Below are 16467 nucleotides of genomic sequence, written 5' to 3' on the forward strand. Positions count from 1 at the left end.
AAGCTTTGAATGGGCGCAAGCCAGAAGCTCGAGACGAAAGGCAGAAAGCAGCTTTAATGGTTGCTAGATACCCTCGAAAGGGTTCCTGATCTGTCTACTAGATCATATGGGTGACAGCAGTAATGGCGATTTGGCGATAGACCGACAACAAAACCCGCCACGCTTCGGAGCGCCCCGGTGGGTTACTATTTCTGATTTGTGAAAGAGCTTGCAGCGCGTATGGCAGTTAATTCAACCTGACCGCCACTTTGTTCAAAAGCTCTGATTACAAATCTGGCAAGCTTGTCTTTACCATCATGTGTGGTTGGACACTGGCCCAGAAGATCACAGCACCGGCTATATGCATTTTGCAGTGCTTTAAGATCATGTGGTGTGAATACGCCCCTATAAGCTGAACTTTTGAAAGGCATCCCCGTTTCCTCCCTTCCGAATAAGAAACATCGGAAGGTGGTCAAATTCAACTGAAATCTTATTGTTATTCAGCCCCGCCTAGTGCGGGGTTTTCTGTTTGGGGAGAGTAATGGCAACTTGTGACCTGAAAATCTCCCTGAATGGAGATAGCCTGTCTGTGATGCTATCGACGCTTACCGAGGCCGCGAATAGATTTCCTGAATTTGGCGACAACCTTCTCCGCTTCCTTAATTCCGGCGAAGAGCTGTTCACTGTCGATGACGACATCAGACCCACACCCGGCGCAGGTGAGCTTGTCGTGAGTTTTAAGCCAAGCGATGGTCTTCTCGGTCTTGTGTCCGCATTTAGGGCAAGTAACCCCGATTTTCTGATCTTCAAACATGATGAGCCTCCCGCTGGCAATTCAGCACAGGCGCATTGAACTGTCTAGCCATTCTGGGAGCGGCACTCCTTTCACTCATCCCACCGGGCGATGAGGCAATAGCTACACTCGCGCAGAAGAAGCAACACTGGCTGCTCCGGGGCAATGCCTTGCATATCAACAGTGTGAAGTGGGCAAGCCCGGTAGTCACTTTTGCCAAACAAAAACTGTCGTGTTGAAGTTTGCTTTGCATTCTGGACAAGTGAGGTTGGAATAGCCGCCACCTCGATATTGTGTGAGACGGTAGAACCGACCGAAGTTTTGTTCACACCTTGGGCAAAAAGGTTCACCCTTAGGACTGCCATCGTCAAATGGTTCGTACTTGAAACCGTTGTACTCAACTAGCTTACCGCGGAACTCGAACGCTGACTTGAGGCGCTTAGCCTCACTTTTCTCAGCTTCGATGACTTCGCTTGCTTCTATTAGGCCAATCTTAGCGTCCGCTAGCTGTGACATCACATCGGCCAGTTTCGCCTTGAGCTCTGCTTTGTCAAATTGCGCGTCAATTGAGCGAAGCTCATTCACGATTTTGAGTGCGCCTGTAACTGAGGCAATAGCTTCAACTATTGTCATGTGTTTCTCCGTCCAATACCCGACAGGAATAAACCGTGGCTTGCAAATCAAAGCAAGAGGGATAGATGCCTAAGATCAAAACCCTCAAGCCTCTCGTGTCCACGATGAAGCCAAGGCTGGGACATGAAGGATAGGCGAAGAGCGCACAGGCCAGACCGAGATACAGCACAGCCCTATAGGCAATGGTACAAGACAGCGAGATGGCAGAAGCTACGTTGGTCCATCCTCGTCCGCGACCTATTCACCTGCCAGATGTGCGGCGTGATCCTGAGAGAAGGAAGATCAGAAAAGGGCGCAAGCGGGTTAAGACCGGCAGTATGCGACCACCTGATACCACATAAGGGTGATGAAGCCCTGTTCTTCAGTGAGAGCAACCTATGGGCAGTATGTGACAGCTGCCATGATGGTCCATGCCAATCGATAGAACGAATGCACTATCGAAGCCCAGACACTATCAGGATCAAAAAGATCGAGCATCGCAATGTTGGGCAGGATGGATACCCAACAGCGCCTAAAGATCGATGGATAGATCGAAGCTTTCATATAGGCGCATAGACGAGCGTTTTGATTGAAGTGTTGCAATGCATCAAAAAAAGATCAAACGCCTCTCAGTGGCCCGATATGGGGCGGTCAGATAGGCCGGGGCGGGGTAAAAGTCTACAGCTGACCGTCAGCCAGACCCGCGTCCCAAGCATTTACACGCATCCGCAATTCATAAAAAGGGTTTAGGCCCGTGAAAGGGCTGAAATGCCACGTCCGCAAACGCCACTTGCTAAGGCGGCGCTAACTGGCGCTGACAAGAAAGACCCGCAACGTTATCGCGACAGAAGTAACCCGAAAGCTTCGGGGCGCGGTATCGGAAAAGCCCCAGATTATCTGAGTAAGAATGCAAAAAAGGCATGGGCAATCTTTGTCGATGAAATCCCGTGGCTGGTCTACGAGGACCGAGCGGCACTAGAGATTGTCAGCATCATGAGGGGGCAGATTATCGAAGGCGCAAGCGATCTGCCTGCTTCATTCTTTGGCAATTACCGCATGGCCGTTTCATCACTAGGCGCAACGCCGGTTGATCGGTCCAAGGTTCACCAGCCACATGAAGAAGCTGATGATGATCCCTTTGCAGAATTTGACGTTAGGCAACATTGAGCTACGCAGATAAGGCGCATCAATACGCCCGTGACGTTGTTTCAGGCGCTATTCCGGCCTGCAAGTATGTCTATCAGGCTTGCCAGCGACAGCTTGACGATCTGGCTAATCCGCCGAAGGGCTATCACTTCGATACCGGAAGGGCAGAGCGCATCTGCCGATTTGTCGAGCTATGCCCACATATCAAAGGCCCGTCAGCTTCACGCGGCGATCTGATGATTTTGGAGCCGTGGCAGCTATTCATCTTGAGCACGTCATTCGGCTGGGTGGATAGTAACGGAAATAGGCGGTTTCGTCGCGTTTATGTGGAAGTCCCCCGCGGTAACGGGAAGTCATCTTTCTCGTCGCCGGTTGGTCTTTACATGCTTGCGCTTGACGGTGAAGCCGGTGCTGAAATCTACTCGGCAGCGACGACACGCGATCAGGCTCGCATTGTTTTCCGCGATGCACAGGCGATGGCAAGAAAGATGCCTGCCTATCGCAATCGGTTTAAGGTCGATGTCAGTGCACAGTCTCTTGTGCAGATGAAAACATCGAGCGCGTTCAAGGCTCTATCCGCTGACGGGCATACGCTTGACGGTTTGAATATTCATCTGGCTATCGTAGACGAGCTTCACGCGCACAAAAGCCGTGATGTTTATGATGTTCTGGAAACAGGGCTTGGCAAACGGCCTCAATCGATGCTGTGGATGATCACCACGGCAGGCAGCAACAAGCACGGTATCTGCTACGAGGTCAGGAAGTTCGTTCTTGATGTTCTGGCTGGCACTGTAGCGGGGGAGGCTGCTGACGCTGTATTCGGAATTATTTACACCATTGACGAGGGCGACGATCCGTTTGCAGAAGAAACTTTGCGGAAGGCAAACCCGAATTGGGGTGTGTCTGTCGATCCTAAGATTGTCTTACAGACGGCAGGCAAGGCCAGACAGGTTGCAACAGCAAGGGCGAATTATCTCACCAAGCATCTGAATGTTTGGGTTGACGCTAATTCGGCGCTGTTTGACACAGACTGGTGGCGCAAATGCGAGGACCGCGATCTTGTTGAGGAAGACTTTGCCAACGACGAATGTGTCATTGGCCTTGATCTGGCAAGTAAGATCGACATTGCAGCGCGTGTAAACCTCTATCGCAGGTTGATAGATGGGAAGGCTCATTATTATGTTTTCCCACGTTTTTACCTACCGAGAGTTGCAATAGAAGAAGATAAGCACCCGATGTATCGCGGGTGGGAGATGCAGGGCGACATAACTGCCACTGCCGGTGAGACAATCGACTTCGGTTCAATCGAGGATGACATCAAGGCGGAAGGTCCGGGATTAAATCTGCAAGCTGTAGCAACTGACCCATGGCAAGCGCAGCAGATGATCCAGAACCTCAAGCGCGATGGAATGCCTGCCGAGGAATATCGGCAAACAGTGGCAACGATGAGCGAGGCGACGAAAACGCTTGATGCTCTCATGCGGGAACAGCGCATTCATCACACCGGAAATGCGGTGATGAACTGGATGATCGGCAATGTTGTCGGGCATTACGATGCAAAAGAGAACGTCTACCCGCGCAAGGAGATGCCTCAAAACAAGATCGACGGTGCGGTGGCGCTAATCATGGCTCTTGGCTGGTTTATTCAGCAGGAAACGGAACATGATGGCATGGATGATTACTTCAAGAGCTTGGCAGGTGCAGCGTGAACCTATTGCGAAAGATGCTGAATGGTTTCGTTGGCGATACGCCTGTTAAGCGGAACCTGACCGTTCGTGAGCCTGACGCTTGGTATCCGGGTGACAGCATCGGCGGGGCCGGGGAGATCATCACTGAAAAGAATGTTCTTGCACTGTCTGCGGTGTGGGCATGTGTGAACCTGATTTCAGGTACAATCTCGTCGTTGCCGCTTATGGTTTATCGCAAGAGTGCTGACGGATCACGCGAGGTCGCAAGCGATCACCCACTCTATGTTGTGCTGCACGACAGCCCGAATTACGACCAGACAGCGGTTGACTTCTGGGACTTCATGGCGGCATCGGTTGAGCTTTGGGGCAATGGTTACGCTCGTGTCAATCGATCAAATGGTAATGTTCGGGTCTTAACTCCTATTCTTCCGGCGCTGATGAGCGTTCAGAAGAAGTCCAACGGCGATCTGATTTACAAGTGGACTGAGGACGGCAAGGCGAACGAAGCCACAGATCGCGAAATCCTGCATATCCGTGGTTTCGGCGGCAACCCACTTGGCGGAGCGTCGACGCTTTACTTCGGTCGCCGTGTGTTTGGCTTATCGCAGGCAGCGGATAGATCAGCCGGATCGATGTTTGAGAACGGTTTGCGACCTTCTGGTGTTCTCAAGTTCGAGAAGTGGCTGAACGATGAGCAGCGCGAGCTTGCCGAACAGAAACTTGCAGCGAAAATCGGAAGCGGCAATGCTGGCAAGCCTATCATCCTAGAGGGCGGCACCGAATGGCAGCAACTGACGATTACGCCAGAAGATGCCCAGATGCTGGAAACCCGCTCATTCTCTATTGAGGAAATCTGTCGGTTCTTCGGTGTGCCTCCGCATATGGTTGGTCACACATCGAAATCGACAAGTTGGGGATCGGGTATTGAAGCGCAAACACTCGGCTTTCAGAAGTTCACACTTCGCCGTCGTTTGAAGCGCATTGAACAGGCACTGATGAAACAGCTCCTGACGCCAGCGGATAAGGCGGCAGGGGTTATCATAGAATTTAACCAAGAAGGCCTTCTGCGGGGCGATACGGCGGGAAGAGCGCGGTTCTACCAGCAGATGACGGCAATCGGCGCGATGACGATCAACGAAGTCCGAGAGCTTGAGAACTTGCCACCTGTCGAGGGCGGAGATGTTCCACGCATGCAGATGCAGAATGTGCCCATTACCGAAGCCGGTGCAGACCGAGAACTGACCCCGCGTCAGAGCGACAACGAGGAATAATCTCGATGAAAACCAAAGACTTTGCCTTGCAGGTTAAAGACCTGTCGGAAGACGGCACCTTTACGGGTTACGGCTCGGTCAACGGCAATGTTGACAGCTATGGCGAGCGGGTAATGCCCGGTGCTTTCGCTGGCAGTCTCGCTAAGCATAAGCGCGAAGGCACAAGCGTTCTGATGCTTTGGCAGCATAACCCGAATGAACCGATCGGTATCTGGGATGATCTTGCTGAGGATGCAAAAGGCCTTTGGGGTAAGGGCCGCTTGATCATGGAAGTGCAGAAGGCTCGTGAAGTCCATGCGCTCATGAAGGCGAATGCTATCGGTGGTCTTTCCATCGGGTACCGAGAAATCAAAGCCACTCCTGACGGCAATGTGCGCAATCTGGATGAATTGGACCTGCGGGAAATCTCCCCGGTTTCTTTCCCAGCCAATCGCCGCGCCCGTATCGAGGCAGTGAAATCTGAACGCATGGATGAGTTTGCCAGACGCCTCCGCGATGGCGACCCCATGCCGATCAAAGAATTTGAGGACATCTTGCGAGAGGCAGGGGTTCCAAAAAGCATGGCATGCGCGATTGCCTCGCATGGTTATGCAAAGGCCGTTCTGGGTGATCCAGAGGGCGAAAAGGCAAGCGACGCAACCGCATTCTTAAAAGCATTGCGCGGTTAAATCTCACCCTCTTTGTCCAGAAAGGACATTATCAATGAGCGACAATAAAACAGCAGAGCAGCTTGCTCTGGAGGTTAAGGCTGACTTCGAGAAGAAGTTTGACAGCGTCAAGGAAATCGCTGAACAGGCCGTGGCTGAAGCCAAGAAGAATGGCGACATCAGCGAGAGCCTCAAGGCAAAGGCTGACGAAAGCCTTACCGCCATGAATGAACTCAAGGCACGTCTTGACGATTTCGAGCAGAAGGCAGCACGCGGCGGTGGCGAAGGCGACCGGGAAAAGTCGATTGGTGAGCAGTTCGTTGAAAACGACAAGGTCAAGGAATTTCTCGGTCAGGCGAACCCTCGCGGTCGCATCGACATTCAGACCAAGGCCACGCTGACCACGGCAACCACGAACGCCGCCGGTTCCGTTGGCGCTGCAATTCAGACCACCCGACTTCCCGGCATTCTTGAGCTGCCCCAGCGCCGTCTGACTATCCGTGATCTGCTCTCGCAGGGTCAGATGGACGGCGGTTCACTGGAATACGTCAAGGAAAAGGGTTTCAACAACCGCGCCGCTGGCGTGGCTGAAGGTGCGGCAAAGCCAAACTCGGATATTCAGTTCGAGCTGGTAACGACCTCTGCCAAGGTCATTGCACACTGGATGAAGGCTTCCCGTCAGGTGCTGTCTGACGTGTCACAGCTTCGCTCGATCATTGATCAGCGCTTGCTGTACGGTCTGGCATACGTTGAAGAAAACCAGCTTCTCAACGGTGACGGCACAGGCCAGAACCTGCTCGGCATCATCCCGCAGTCGACAGCGTTCGCTATCCCTGCCGGGACAACCATGCCAGCAACTGTTACCGGCATTGATCGTCTTCGTGTGGCGATGCTTCAGGCGGCGCTTGCTGAATATCCAGCAACCGGCCATGTCCTCAATCCGATTGATTGGACGTCGATTGAACTGCTCAAGGACACTCAGGGCCGTTACATCATCGGCAATCCGCAGGGTACGCTTTCGCCTACTCTTTGGGGCCTTCCTGTTGTCACCACTCAGGCGGTTGCGGCTGGTAAGTTCCTCACCGGTGCGTTCAAGCTTGGTGCGCAGATTTTCGACCGCTGGCAGGCACGTGTTGAAGTCGCAACTGAGAATGAAGACGACTTCATCAAGAACCTTGTCACCATCCTTGCTGAAGAACGTCTCGCTCTGGCTGTCTATCGTCCAGAAGCGTTCATCTACGGCGATGTGAACGCGGCTCCGGGTGGCGGCGAATAAGTTCTGATCAAATCGACGGGCAGTTAACGCTGCCCGTTTCTTGATCTGAAGGAGATTGCCATGAAAACCTATGAAGTTTTACGCCGTCATCAGGGTGATAAATTCTATGAACCCGGCGATGAACGACAGGCATCCGAAACTGATGTGTCGCATTTGGTGAAGAATGGCGTTTTGAAGGAAAAGTCCGAGGAAAAGCCGAAGAATAAGGCTGAAGGTCGGGCAGAAAAGAACAAAGGCGGTTGATAAATGCTGCTTCCTGTCCGCACACAAGCGCCAGCAGACCTACCGGTATCGCTTGAAGAAGCTCGTCAACATCTGATTGTGTCGGGTTTCACCGATGATGATAACCAGATCACGCGCTTTATTCAGGCCGCGACCGATCATCTTGAGCGTACGCTTAACATCGCGCTTGTCACTCAGACGTGGAAGCAATCGTTTTGCTCGTTTAATAGCTTCCTGCGGCTGCGTATGGGGCCAGTGGCTAGCGTTGAGGCCGTGAAGTACTTCGACACCGATAATGTGGAGAAAACCGTTTCAGAGGCCTCCTACAAGACGCTGGACTATGCCTGCGGAACAGTTCTTTCGCTCGCTTACGGTAACTCGTGGCCCGCTACTGTAGCCCGCGCCGATGCGGTCACTATCGAATACAAGGCAGGGACAGCCCCGGCAGACGTGCCAGCCTCTCTCAAGGCGGCAATCCTGATGCATGTTGGGCTGATGTACTCATACCGAGGCGACCCAGAAGGCCCACGGATTGAGAGCAATCAAGCCTATGAAGCTCTTATCTGGCCGTTTCGCCGTCCGAAGGTGTAATCATGGCTAGATTAGGATCAGGGCAACTTCGTTCATCTATCACCTTCAGCACCATCACCGAAGTGCCGGACGGGCATGGTGGTTTCGAGCCGACCCCGACCGATTTCACAGTCCGCGGCAATATCCGGTATCTGCGGGGAGGGGAAACGGTTCAGGCGGCAAGGTTGACGGGTAAGCAGCCGGTTGTTGTCACGGTGCGCAGAAGTAGCCAGACGGCAGCTTTGACCACTGATGACGGTATGCGTGATGCGCGCACCGGAACCGAGTACCAGATCAGGGCAATTGTCCCGACCGAGGATCGGCAGTTTATGGAAATTACAGCGGAAAGCGGGGTGGCGACATGAGTGTTTCCGTCTCATTCCAAGACCTGATTATTTCCACGCTCAAGGCCAACGCGAAGGTTTCGGCACTTGTCGGTGATCGTGTGTATGACGGCCCACCTGAAAAGCCGACATTTCCATATATCTCGATGGGCGCGAGTGATTTTCGCACCGATGATGCTGATTGCATCAATAGCCGTGAAGAAACAATCCAGATTGATTGCTGGGTGCGCAAGAATGGCCGGAAATGGCCGTGCAAAGAGATTGTTGACGCCATTGTAGGCGCTTTGAGAAACACCACTGGTGAGCTGTTAAGCGGCGCTCTTGTGGGTCTTAATATCGAATTGTCGCGTGTTTTGGATGATCCAGACGGTATAACCGCTCATGGCATTGTGCAAGTCACCGGACTGATTGACGAGGAATGGGAAGATGGTTGAGGGCTTAGACCGGCTCAAGCGAAAGCTTACTAAGACCATTCCGCAGGCTGTATTCGATGCGACGATCAAAGCAATGGAGCAAGGTGCTGGCGAAGTCGTCAGTATGATGCGTCGATTGGCACCGAAAGATACGGGTGCACTTGCACAGACGATCAACTGGACGTGGGGCGATGCGCCGAAAGGCTCAATGGTCCTCGGCAAGTCAGCACCGACACGCGACGGTTTGGTGATCACGATCTACGCTGGCGATACGTCAACGATGGTTGGTGAACGTGAGCAATTCCAGCTTGCCAGACTTCAAGAGTTCGGCACCCAGCACATGAAGGCCAGCCCGTATTTCTTCCCATCATGGCGCACGTTGCGAAAGCGTGTCCGGGGCAGGGTTACGCGCCAGATGCGCAAAGCAGTCAGAGACGGAGCGAAATAATGGCTTGGGCAATCTTTAAAGTGGAATGCAACTGGTCGCGTCCTCGCAGCCGGTATTCGTTCAACGCCAAGGCTTCGCCGGAACCGCAAGAACGTCCGCAAGACTTCATTGATTACTGCGTATCGAAAGGCTGGGCCGAAGCGGTCGCAAGCCCGACACGCGATCAGAAACGCGCCCTGAAAGGCCGTAAACGGGCTTAGCCCAATCACCTGAAACCGGGCCTCAAGCCCTATCAAGGCTGGCGTATTGCTGGCCCGTTTTCGCATGGAGAAATAACATGGCCGTTAAGCCAATTACCGCAGAATTTCAGCATCTTGTTGTTGAGATTGAAACAGATGTCGAGGGTACTTTCTCGAAGATTTGCGGCATCACACAGCGCGGTATCAACCGCCAGCACAACATGCAGACAACGGAAGTACCCGCCGATTGTGAAGATGAAAGCCTGCCAGCTGTTGTTGAACGTGCTGTTCAGTCCTCGGAAGTTACAATCTCAGGTACTGGCGTATGGGCCAGCCAGAGCCATCAAATGATGCTTGATTGGTGGTATTCGGGCGGTAAGAAGACAATTCGTGTTCAGCACGTCAATTCTGCTGTTGGTGACACAGAATATGAAACAGGATCAGCGATCCTCGTGTACCTCAACAATGCCGTTGAAAAAGGCCAAAAGGTATCGGCTGAAATCGAAATTCAGTTCGACGGATTGCCAACCCGTACCGCTAAGGCTGCGTAATGGCGAAGGCTCTCACATGGGCTGGCGGAGAGCATGATTTTGAACTCCGCCTTGTACACCTTCGCGCCCTGCAAGACAAATGCGATGCAGGGCCGCAATGGATATTGATGCGGCTCACTTCCAAGCAATGGTTCATTGATGATGTGATCCAGCCTATCCGCCTCGGTCTTGAAGGCGGCGGCATGGAAAAAGAAGCCGCTCGTAAGCTTGTCCAGAAATTCGTTGAAGATCGACCGCTCACATTGTCAGTGCTGACTGCGCAGGCTGTGTTGATGGTTGCACTCTTTGGCGATGAGGATGATCAGCCGGGGGAGCGGAAAGCGGGGGCGAAGAAGACCCGAACCCGCTCCCGCGCGGAAAGTGGAAATTCAACCGCTTCTACCAATGGGCCGGAATAATCCATCGCGACATCGGCAAGATGACGCTTTGGGAATTTCGCTGTGCGGTTGAAGGCTTCAAAGCCGCCAATGCGACCGAAGAAAAAGCCGCTCCCGGTATGAGCGACGATCAACTTGCAGAACTTGGAATTGAGGGCTTCTGATGGCGACTGACGTTGAACGCCTTGTCGTGGCTATGGAGGCCCGCACGGCCTCTTTTGAAAAGGCGCTCAACCGGGCAAATGGCGTTGCTAATCAACGCGCTCGCCAGATCGAGAAGCGCTTTTCCACGATGAACGACAACATCAGTCGTTCATTTCAGAATATGCTTCGTGCTGGTGCTGCGATCGGTGGCCTTGGCATTGGTGTAAGTGAAATCCAGCGTATGGCTGACACTTGGACTGATTTGTCCTCTCGTGTAGGCCTTGCTGTCGGGGATATGGATAAAGCTCCTCAGGTAATGGAGCGTATCTATGACATGGCGCAGCGCACCTATTCCGGTATGCAAAACACGGCTGAAAGCTTTCTCACAAATGCGGGCGCTCTCAAAGAGCTTGGTTACAATACCAATCAGCAGCTTGATTACACCGAAGCATTGAATAACGCGCTCGTGGTGTCAGGCGCTAAGTCTGATCGCGCAGCTCGTGTGATTGACGCTCTCGGCAAGTCGATGGCGGCGGGTAAGCTTCAAGGCGACAACCTGAATACGGTGATTGAAGTTGGTGGACGTGTTGCCGAAGTGCTTGCCGCCCAGCTCGGCATTGGTGTCAATCAGCTTCGCGAAGCAGGCAAGGAAGGCAAGATCACCGGTGACGTGATCTACAAGGCTTTGACCACGCGCTTGCAGGAACTGACAGCCGAAGCCGAGAGCATGCCTGCAACTATATCTGACGGGTTTCAGAAGGTCGCCAACGGCTTATTGAAGTTCGTCGGGACAATGGATCAGGCGTCTGGCGTTTCTGCTACTATCGCGCAAGGACTGGTTTTTGTCGGTGATAACTTCGAGCATGTTGCATTAGCAGCAGCGGCAGCGGCGACAGTTCTTCTGGGGCAGTATGTTCCGGCGATGGCACGAGTGGCGCTGGCAGGCGCGACGATGGTTGCAACTAACCCGTTCTTGCTTCTGATTACCGCGATTAGCTCGGCTACGTTCGCTCTCTCGGCGTTCGGTGACCAGATCCAGCCGATTGCAGGCGATATGGCTAATCTTCAGGATTACGCCTCGGTAGCATGGGAAACCATCAGTCAGGGCGCAATGGATGTTGCGTCACTTGTTCGCGATGATCTTCTAGGGGCGCTAAACCTGATATCCGATGCATTAGGCGGCAATGAGGTTAGCTGGGAAGATGTTTGGGAAACAACCAAGGGTGCAGCAAATAACATTATCGGTGCTGTTGGCCTTCTCTACGATACCACCGTAACGACATTTACTAAGCTGCCCGGTGCTGTTGCCGAAGCCGTCATTAATGCCATGAACTCGATGATTGCAGGCATAGAAAGCGGGCTTCAAACAGTTTTAAATGGCATCAACCGCGTTGCATCTGCGTTGAATGCCCTAGACCGGTTTGTCGGCGTCGCACCGATACTGCCAGAAGATATGACAGTAAATCTTGGTAGGCTTGATAACTCATTCGCGGGAGCTGGTAAGGCTGCTGGCGATGCATATGGCAAGGCTTTGACAAAAGCCGCTCAAGATCACCTTGGGAAGCTTGGCGAGAATTGGCGACAGTCTGCAAATGCCAGAGCGAGGGAAAGGACTGCCAATAGTAAAGATAACGACCTAGTTGCGCCGACAAGAAGTTCAGGCGGCGGCGGTTCGTCAAATGGTGGAGCAGGCGGATCGTCTGGTGGCGGCAAGGGGCGCAAAGGTGGAGGTAGGTCTCGACCTGATGAACTACAGCGCGAAATCGAGCAGATCAAAGAGCGCACAGCATCCCTACAGGCAGAAACGGCAGCTCAAGCCCAGATTAACCCACTGATTGATGATTACGATTACGCAATCACTAAGGCCCGCGCCACGCAAGAACTGTTGAATGCTGCCAAGAAAGCTGGGATTGAAATTACCCCAGCTTTGAAAGAGCAGATTGAGGGTTTGGCAGAAGGTTATGCCAATGCCACGGTTGAAGCTAATAAGCTCGCAGAAAGCCAAGAGCATGCGCGTGAATTGTCGGACTTCTTGAAAGGCTCCATGATGGATGCTTTTCAGTCGATGATCCCGGCCATTGAAACCGGCAATTCGGCGCTTGATAAATTCCTGAATACGCTCATTGAGGCCGTCATGCAGGCAACCTTGCTTGGCAAAGGTCCACTGGCTGGCATCTTCGGCGGCGGTGGGTCGGGGATATTCGGCGGTATTGGCAAGCTGCTTGGTTTCGACAAAGGCGGCTATACTGGCTCTGGTGGAAAATACGAACCGGCTGGCGTGGTTCATAAAGGCGAATATGTCTTTGACCAAGACGCGGTTCGCGCAGCTGGTGGGCCTGCCGCTTTGGATGCGATGCGCCGTGGCCTGAAAGGCTATGCCAACGGTGGTTATGTCGGCCCGTTGCCAACATCAAATGCACCGACCGCGCCCGGTATCAAAGGTATGCGGGGGCAGGGTTCAAACGAAACAATACGCATCATGTTGCAAGATGACAGTGGGCGAATGGCTAAAATCGCCGATCAGCGAATTCAGACGGCATCCGGTGCGATTGTACAGGTTTCTGTTCAGCAAAGCACCCGAACCGTTCAGCAGTCGCTACCGTCAATGATAGCCGACGCTCAAACAAGAAACATGTGAGGCCATGTAATGGTGACACCTATTTGGCCTCGTTCTGTGCTTAAGCCCAAACGAGCATCATTCAATATTGCCTCGCGCACATTGGCGGGGCCGTCGAGTGTGTCCGGTTTATCTCAGGTTTCCGCGTCTGATGCTGGTATATGGAAGGCAACATTTGCAGATATCATCATCAAACGTGGTTCATCAGCGGTTCTGGCATACCGTGCGATAGCCATGCTGCTTGAAGGCAAGTTGCATCCAATCCTTCTCCCGCGCTGTGGTGCTTATCAGCCATACGAGCCGGATTGGAGCAGCCTGCTTAAGGGCGTTCCGCATTCCGATACCAGCCCCTTTAGTGACGCTGGCCTATATCGCTCTCGCGCCATCGATATTCGCTTGATCAGCAACATTCCATTGCGTGGCACAACAGCAAATGTCGCCCTTGTTACGGCAGGTCAATTGCAACCGGGGCAGGATTTCTCAGTCGGTGAGCGCATGTATCGTATCCGTACCGTACAGATGACGGGCGACAAGTCAGCAGCCATCACTTTCAGGCCTCCTGCGCGTGAAGCTGTTTCTGCGGGTACTGAGATGGAATTCGATAATCCAATTTGCCGAATGCGTCTCGCAAGCGATGCGGAAATGGACATGGATCTAGACTTAGTCGCTCCATGGTCTTTCCACACCGTCAATTTCATTGAGGACGTGTGATGGCTTTTTTTACGAGCGCAGAACTCATTGAATTTTCTAAGCGCCAAGTGCGACTGGATTTGCTTGTTGAGTTTCGTTTTGCCTCTGAAACCATGCGAGTATGGAACGGCAATACCGCACTTGAGACAGGCGGGAACCGATATGAGCCGATGTATGGCTTTGGTTTGGTGGATGGGCTTGGAATGTCTTCAACGACAGCTGCACAGAATGTGACATTCCAACTGAGCGGATTGCCGGATACGACGCTGAATTTCCTTGCCGCTGCGCTCAACGCAAATGATGAGGTCGATCAACGCATAGTGGTCGTGTCGATCCAGCTATTTGACGAGGAATGGCAACCTTTGGGAACGCCTGCTCCGATCTGGTGGGGCTTCATGCAGCCGCCGCGTATTAGTCGGACCGAAATGCAGGGATCTGAAGGCGCTATTCAGTCAATTTCGATGACTGCTGAAAATGCATTCTTCAACCGCTCGCGTCCGGCCTTTGGCCGATACACCGACCGCGATCAGCAACGCCGTTCAGGTGGTGATAAGTTCTGCCAGTTTGTCGGTTCACTGCTTTTTAAATCCTTTAAGTATCCCGACTACTGATCTCATGCACATTGATGAATTTGTTGCTGCCGAAGCGCGAAAGCCCTTCCGCTGGGGCGAGACCGATTGTGTCTCGACTGCTGACAGATGGGTGCGAAACCGTACCGGGTTGTCACCTCTCGCGTGGATGGGTCGGCAATACAGAGATGAAGCGGAAGCTTCGGCAATCCTGTCTGTGCGGGGTTGCTTTCCCATACTTGTGAACCGCGCCATGCGCTCGCAAGGGTTTGAAAAGACGGCATCGCCGGTATGCGGTGATGTTGGTCTGATTATCCATAATCAAAAACTGTGTGTGGCTATACATGCCGAAACGATCTGGTTTTCTCATGATGAAACCGGATTGATCGGTGCACCGCTCGATGCAATCTGGAAAGCTTGGAGAATTCAATGCCAGTAGCGATTTCTGGATTGATTGCAGCGATTGCAGGTACTGGCGTAATCGGTGCTGCTTTGCAGACAGGTCTTGCGGCAATCACTATGTTTGCGGGTACGACATTAGGTGGGTTGGCTCTATCGCTAGGTTTTTCATATCTTGCCTCCTCCCTCTTTCGGCCATCCCAACCAAAACCTGAAGATGTTCAACAGCAGGTGCGGCAAGCAACGCCCGTTCGTGTTCGTCACTATGGTCGGGTCAAAACCTCTGGTGCATGGATATTCGCGGAAGCCAAGCAAGGCATCTTCCATAAAGTGCTGGCGGTCAATCAAGGAGAGATTGACGCTGTCGAGGAATACTGGATTGATGACCATCAGGTTGTTGTTGATGCGGATGGATGGGTACGAACCGGGCCATGGGGAGATTGGTGGGATTTGCGCATTCAGGTGCGTTTAGGTCTGCCAACTGAGACAAATTATCAAAGCCTGACTTCGACCTTTACAGAATGGACGTCTGATCATCGTGGCGATGGCATTGCATCGCTTTATGCCATGCAGGATGCCGTCAATGACGATGATTACCTTTCATACTTCCCCAATGGCGTGAACACTAATTATCGGCTGGTTATTCGCGCCTCCAAGGTGAAAAACCCCAGCACAGGTGTCGTTGCATGGGATGACAATGCAGCATCCATCATTCGGGATTTCATGACGCACAGTGACGGCATGCGCTTGCCGGAAAGCCTATTCACAACGCCTTTAGCTCAAGCCGGCTGGGTCGCAGCGTATAATCGCGCAGGACAAGCCATTGAACTCGCAGCTGGTGGCACTGAGCCGCGTTATCGCCTCTGGGGATCATACCAGCTCAATGAGCGTCCTGCTGATGTTCTGGGGCGTATGCTGGCTTGCTGCGATGGTCGTTTGGTTCCAACTCCAGACGGTGGGTTAACGCTTGACATAGGCGAATGGGCAGAGCCGACAGTCATCCTCACAGCTGATGCAATTACGGGCTTTTCTGATGTGGGTCGCGGTCGAGATGTTATGACGACTGCGAACACCATTCGCGCTACGTTTCTGGATCCTACACAAGATTATCAGTCTACGGATGCGGATCCTTGGGCGGATGAGGATGCTGTATCAGAGCGCGGTGAAGAGGCCAAAGACGTTCAATTCAACATGGCTCCATCGCACAGTCAGGCGCGTCGCTTGATGAAGCTTGAATGGTTTCGTGCAAATCCGAATTGGGTTGGCACCTTCAATACTAACCTGATGGGATTAGCAGCATTTGGAGAGCGCTTCATTCGCATTCATTATTCCCTTTTTGGGATCGATAGCGTCTTCGAGGTGCTAGACTTCAAGTTCATTATCGGTGAAGGCGGTATTCTGCAAGGCGCAACCATTCAAGTGCAGTCCATGCCATCAACCGCATATCAGTGGGATAGCTCTCAAGAGGGCGAGGCACCTGTGTCATCTGAGACAGATGTCGATGATGGTATCCCTGTCCCAGCCGCTCCAGT

At 52.8% G+C, this 16467-nt stretch carries 21 protein-coding genes; 20 read left to right on the plus strand and 1 reads right to left on the minus strand.

Annotation, left to right across the window (positions count from 1 at the left end):
• Window positions 1–520: 520 nt before the first annotated feature.
• Complete coding sequence (locus RI570_RS21510; RefSeq protein ID WP_313828487.1) at window positions 521–832, plus strand: hypothetical protein; 312 nt, start codon at window positions 521–523, stop codon at window positions 830–832.
• A gap of 147 nt (window positions 833–979) precedes the next feature.
• On the opposite strand, the gene RI570_RS21515 is transcribed toward RI570_RS21510, so the two are convergent.
• Window positions 980–1405 carry a hypothetical protein gene (locus tag RI570_RS21515; RefSeq protein ID WP_313828488.1) on the minus strand — a complete coding sequence of 142 codons (426 nt, stop codon included), beginning with the start codon at window positions 1403–1405 and terminating at the stop codon, window positions 980–982.
• 747 nt (window positions 1406–2152) lie between these two features.
• On the opposite strand from RI570_RS21515, the gene RI570_RS21520 reads away from it, so the two are divergent.
• The 19 genes from RI570_RS21520 to RI570_RS21610 form a co-directional block, all read left to right on the plus strand.
• Entirely contained in the window at window positions 2153–2551 is a 399-nt protein-coding gene (locus tag RI570_RS21520) for a hypothetical protein (protein WP_313828645.1), read from the plus strand.
• Window positions 2548–4239 carry a terminase large subunit gene (locus tag RI570_RS21525; RefSeq protein WP_313828491.1) on the plus strand — a complete coding sequence of 564 codons (1692 nt, stop codon included), beginning with the start codon at window positions 2548–2550 and terminating at the stop codon, window positions 4237–4239. Before RI570_RS21520 ends, RI570_RS21525 begins: the two co-directional genes overlap by 4 nt.
• On the plus strand, window positions 4236–5489 hold the full coding sequence (locus tag RI570_RS21530; RefSeq protein WP_313828492.1) for a phage portal protein: 1254 nt from the start codon (window positions 4236–4238) through the stop codon (window positions 5487–5489). The genes RI570_RS21525 and RI570_RS21530 overlap by 4 nt, the downstream gene beginning before the upstream one ends.
• Before the next feature lie 5 nt (window positions 5490–5494).
• Window positions 5495–6157 (plus strand): HK97 family phage prohead protease, encoded by a 663-nt coding sequence (locus RI570_RS21535; RefSeq protein WP_313826404.1) that lies wholly within the window; start codon window positions 5495–5497, stop codon window positions 6155–6157.
• A gap of 34 nt (window positions 6158–6191) precedes the next feature.
• Window positions 6192–7412: a phage major capsid protein gene (locus RI570_RS21540; RefSeq protein ID WP_313826405.1), complete on the plus strand. Its 1221-nt coding sequence runs from the start codon at window positions 6192–6194 to the stop codon at window positions 7410–7412.
• A gap of 60 nt (window positions 7413–7472) precedes the next feature.
• Window positions 7473–7655: a hypothetical protein gene (locus tag RI570_RS21545; protein ID WP_253177031.1), complete on the plus strand. Its 183-nt coding sequence runs from the start codon at window positions 7473–7475 to the stop codon at window positions 7653–7655.
• A 3-nt stretch (window positions 7656–7658) separates the two neighbouring features.
• Window positions 7659–8225, plus strand: coding sequence for a phage head-tail connector protein (locus RI570_RS21550; RefSeq protein ID WP_313826406.1), 567 nt, complete (start codon window positions 7659–7661; stop codon window positions 8223–8225).
• A gap of 2 nt (window positions 8226–8227) precedes the next feature.
• Window positions 8228–8569, plus strand: a complete 342-nt coding sequence (locus RI570_RS21555) for a head-tail adaptor protein (protein WP_313826407.1) — start codon at window positions 8228–8230, stop codon at window positions 8567–8569.
• On the plus strand, window positions 8566–8982 hold the full coding sequence (locus RI570_RS21560; RefSeq protein WP_313826408.1) for a DUF3168 domain-containing protein: 417 nt from the start codon (window positions 8566–8568) through the stop codon (window positions 8980–8982). The genes RI570_RS21555 and RI570_RS21560 overlap by 4 nt, the downstream gene beginning before the upstream one ends.
• The gene (locus RI570_RS21565; protein ID WP_313826409.1) at window positions 8975–9409 is read left to right on the plus strand and encodes an HK97-gp10 family putative phage morphogenesis protein; all 435 of its coding nucleotides are present in this window, start codon (window positions 8975–8977) and stop codon (window positions 9407–9409) included. The genes RI570_RS21560 and RI570_RS21565 overlap by 8 nt, the downstream gene beginning before the upstream one ends.
• Complete coding sequence (locus RI570_RS21570) at window positions 9409–9609, plus strand: hypothetical protein (RefSeq protein WP_313826410.1); 201 nt, start codon at window positions 9409–9411, stop codon at window positions 9607–9609. Before RI570_RS21565 ends, RI570_RS21570 begins: the two co-directional genes overlap by 1 nt.
• Window positions 9610–9686: 77 nt before the next feature.
• Window positions 9687–10139: a phage tail tube protein gene (locus RI570_RS21575; protein ID WP_313826411.1), complete on the plus strand. Its 453-nt coding sequence runs from the start codon at window positions 9687–9689 to the stop codon at window positions 10137–10139.
• Window positions 10139–10537 (plus strand): gene transfer agent family protein, encoded by a 399-nt coding sequence (locus tag RI570_RS21580; protein ID WP_313826412.1) that lies wholly within the window; start codon window positions 10139–10141, stop codon window positions 10535–10537. The genes RI570_RS21575 and RI570_RS21580 overlap by 1 nt, the downstream gene beginning before the upstream one ends.
• A gap of 20 nt (window positions 10538–10557) precedes the next feature.
• Window positions 10558–10680 (plus strand): hypothetical protein, encoded by a 123-nt coding sequence (locus tag RI570_RS21585; protein ID WP_313826413.1) that lies wholly within the window; start codon window positions 10558–10560, stop codon window positions 10678–10680.
• Complete coding sequence (locus RI570_RS21590; RefSeq protein WP_313826414.1) at window positions 10680–13298, plus strand: tape measure protein; 2619 nt, start codon at window positions 10680–10682, stop codon at window positions 13296–13298. The genes RI570_RS21585 and RI570_RS21590 overlap by 1 nt, the downstream gene beginning before the upstream one ends.
• A 9-nt stretch (window positions 13299–13307) precedes the next feature.
• Entirely contained in the window at window positions 13308–13988 is a 681-nt protein-coding gene (locus RI570_RS21595; protein ID WP_313826415.1) for a hypothetical protein, read from the plus strand.
• A complete protein-coding gene (locus RI570_RS21600) occupies window positions 13988–14578 on the plus strand; it encodes a hypothetical protein (RefSeq protein ID WP_313826416.1) in 591 nt (196 codons plus the stop codon). The genes RI570_RS21595 and RI570_RS21600 overlap by 1 nt, the downstream gene beginning before the upstream one ends.
• Before the next feature lie 4 nt (window positions 14579–14582).
• The gene (locus RI570_RS21605; RefSeq protein WP_313826417.1) at window positions 14583–14975 is read left to right on the plus strand and encodes a DUF6950 family protein; all 393 of its coding nucleotides are present in this window, start codon (window positions 14583–14585) and stop codon (window positions 14973–14975) included.
• Window positions 14966–16467: phage tail protein (locus RI570_RS21610; protein WP_313830835.1), on the plus strand; the 1502-nt coding region annotated here is incomplete at its 3' end. The genes RI570_RS21605 and RI570_RS21610, both read left to right, overlap by 10 nt.

Source organism: Brucella pseudogrignonensis, assembly GCF_032190615.1.
GTDB classification, from domain to species: domain Bacteria; phylum Pseudomonadota; class Alphaproteobacteria; order Rhizobiales; family Rhizobiaceae; genus Brucella; species Brucella pseudogrignonensis_B.

Excerpts from the sequence above, each read along its gene's own strand:
- RI570_RS21510 (WP_313828487.1), top strand. The coding sequence starts at position 521 with ATGGCAACTTGTGACCTGAAAATCTCCCTGAATGGAGATAGCCTGTCT.
- RI570_RS21515 (WP_313828488.1), bottom strand. The coding sequence starts at position 1,405 with ATGACAATAGTTGAAGCTATTGCCTCAGTTACAGGCGCACTCAAAATC.
- RI570_RS21520 (WP_313828645.1), top strand. The coding sequence starts at position 2,153 with ATGCCACGTCCGCAAACGCCACTTGCTAAGGCGGCGCTAACTGGCGCT.
- RI570_RS21535 (WP_313826404.1), top strand. The coding sequence starts at position 5,495 with ATGAAAACCAAAGACTTTGCCTTGCAGGTTAAAGACCTGTCGGAAGAC.
- RI570_RS21540 (WP_313826405.1), top strand. The coding sequence starts at position 6,192 with ATGAGCGACAATAAAACAGCAGAGCAGCTTGCTCTGGAGGTTAAGGCT.
- RI570_RS21545 (WP_253177031.1), top strand. The coding sequence starts at position 7,473 with ATGAAAACCTATGAAGTTTTACGCCGTCATCAGGGTGATAAATTCTAT.
- RI570_RS21550 (WP_313826406.1), top strand. The coding sequence starts at position 7,659 with ATGCTGCTTCCTGTCCGCACACAAGCGCCAGCAGACCTACCGGTATCG.
- RI570_RS21555 (WP_313826407.1), top strand. The coding sequence starts at position 8,228 with ATGGCTAGATTAGGATCAGGGCAACTTCGTTCATCTATCACCTTCAGC.
- RI570_RS21560 (WP_313826408.1), top strand. The coding sequence starts at position 8,566 with ATGAGTGTTTCCGTCTCATTCCAAGACCTGATTATTTCCACGCTCAAG.
- RI570_RS21565 (WP_313826409.1), top strand. The coding sequence starts at position 8,975 with ATGGTTGAGGGCTTAGACCGGCTCAAGCGAAAGCTTACTAAGACCATT.
- RI570_RS21570 (WP_313826410.1), top strand. The coding sequence starts at position 9,409 with ATGGCTTGGGCAATCTTTAAAGTGGAATGCAACTGGTCGCGTCCTCGC.
- RI570_RS21575 (WP_313826411.1), top strand. The coding sequence starts at position 9,687 with ATGGCCGTTAAGCCAATTACCGCAGAATTTCAGCATCTTGTTGTTGAG.
- RI570_RS21580 (WP_313826412.1), top strand. The coding sequence starts at position 10,139 with ATGGCGAAGGCTCTCACATGGGCTGGCGGAGAGCATGATTTTGAACTC.
- RI570_RS21585 (WP_313826413.1), top strand. The coding sequence starts at position 10,558 with ATGACGCTTTGGGAATTTCGCTGTGCGGTTGAAGGCTTCAAAGCCGCC.
- RI570_RS21590 (WP_313826414.1), top strand. The coding sequence starts at position 10,680 with ATGGCGACTGACGTTGAACGCCTTGTCGTGGCTATGGAGGCCCGCACG.
- RI570_RS21595 (WP_313826415.1), top strand. The coding sequence starts at position 13,308 with ATGGTGACACCTATTTGGCCTCGTTCTGTGCTTAAGCCCAAACGAGCA.
- RI570_RS21600 (WP_313826416.1), top strand. The coding sequence starts at position 13,988 with ATGGCTTTTTTTACGAGCGCAGAACTCATTGAATTTTCTAAGCGCCAA.
- RI570_RS21605 (WP_313826417.1), top strand. The coding sequence starts at position 14,583 with ATGCACATTGATGAATTTGTTGCTGCCGAAGCGCGAAAGCCCTTCCGC.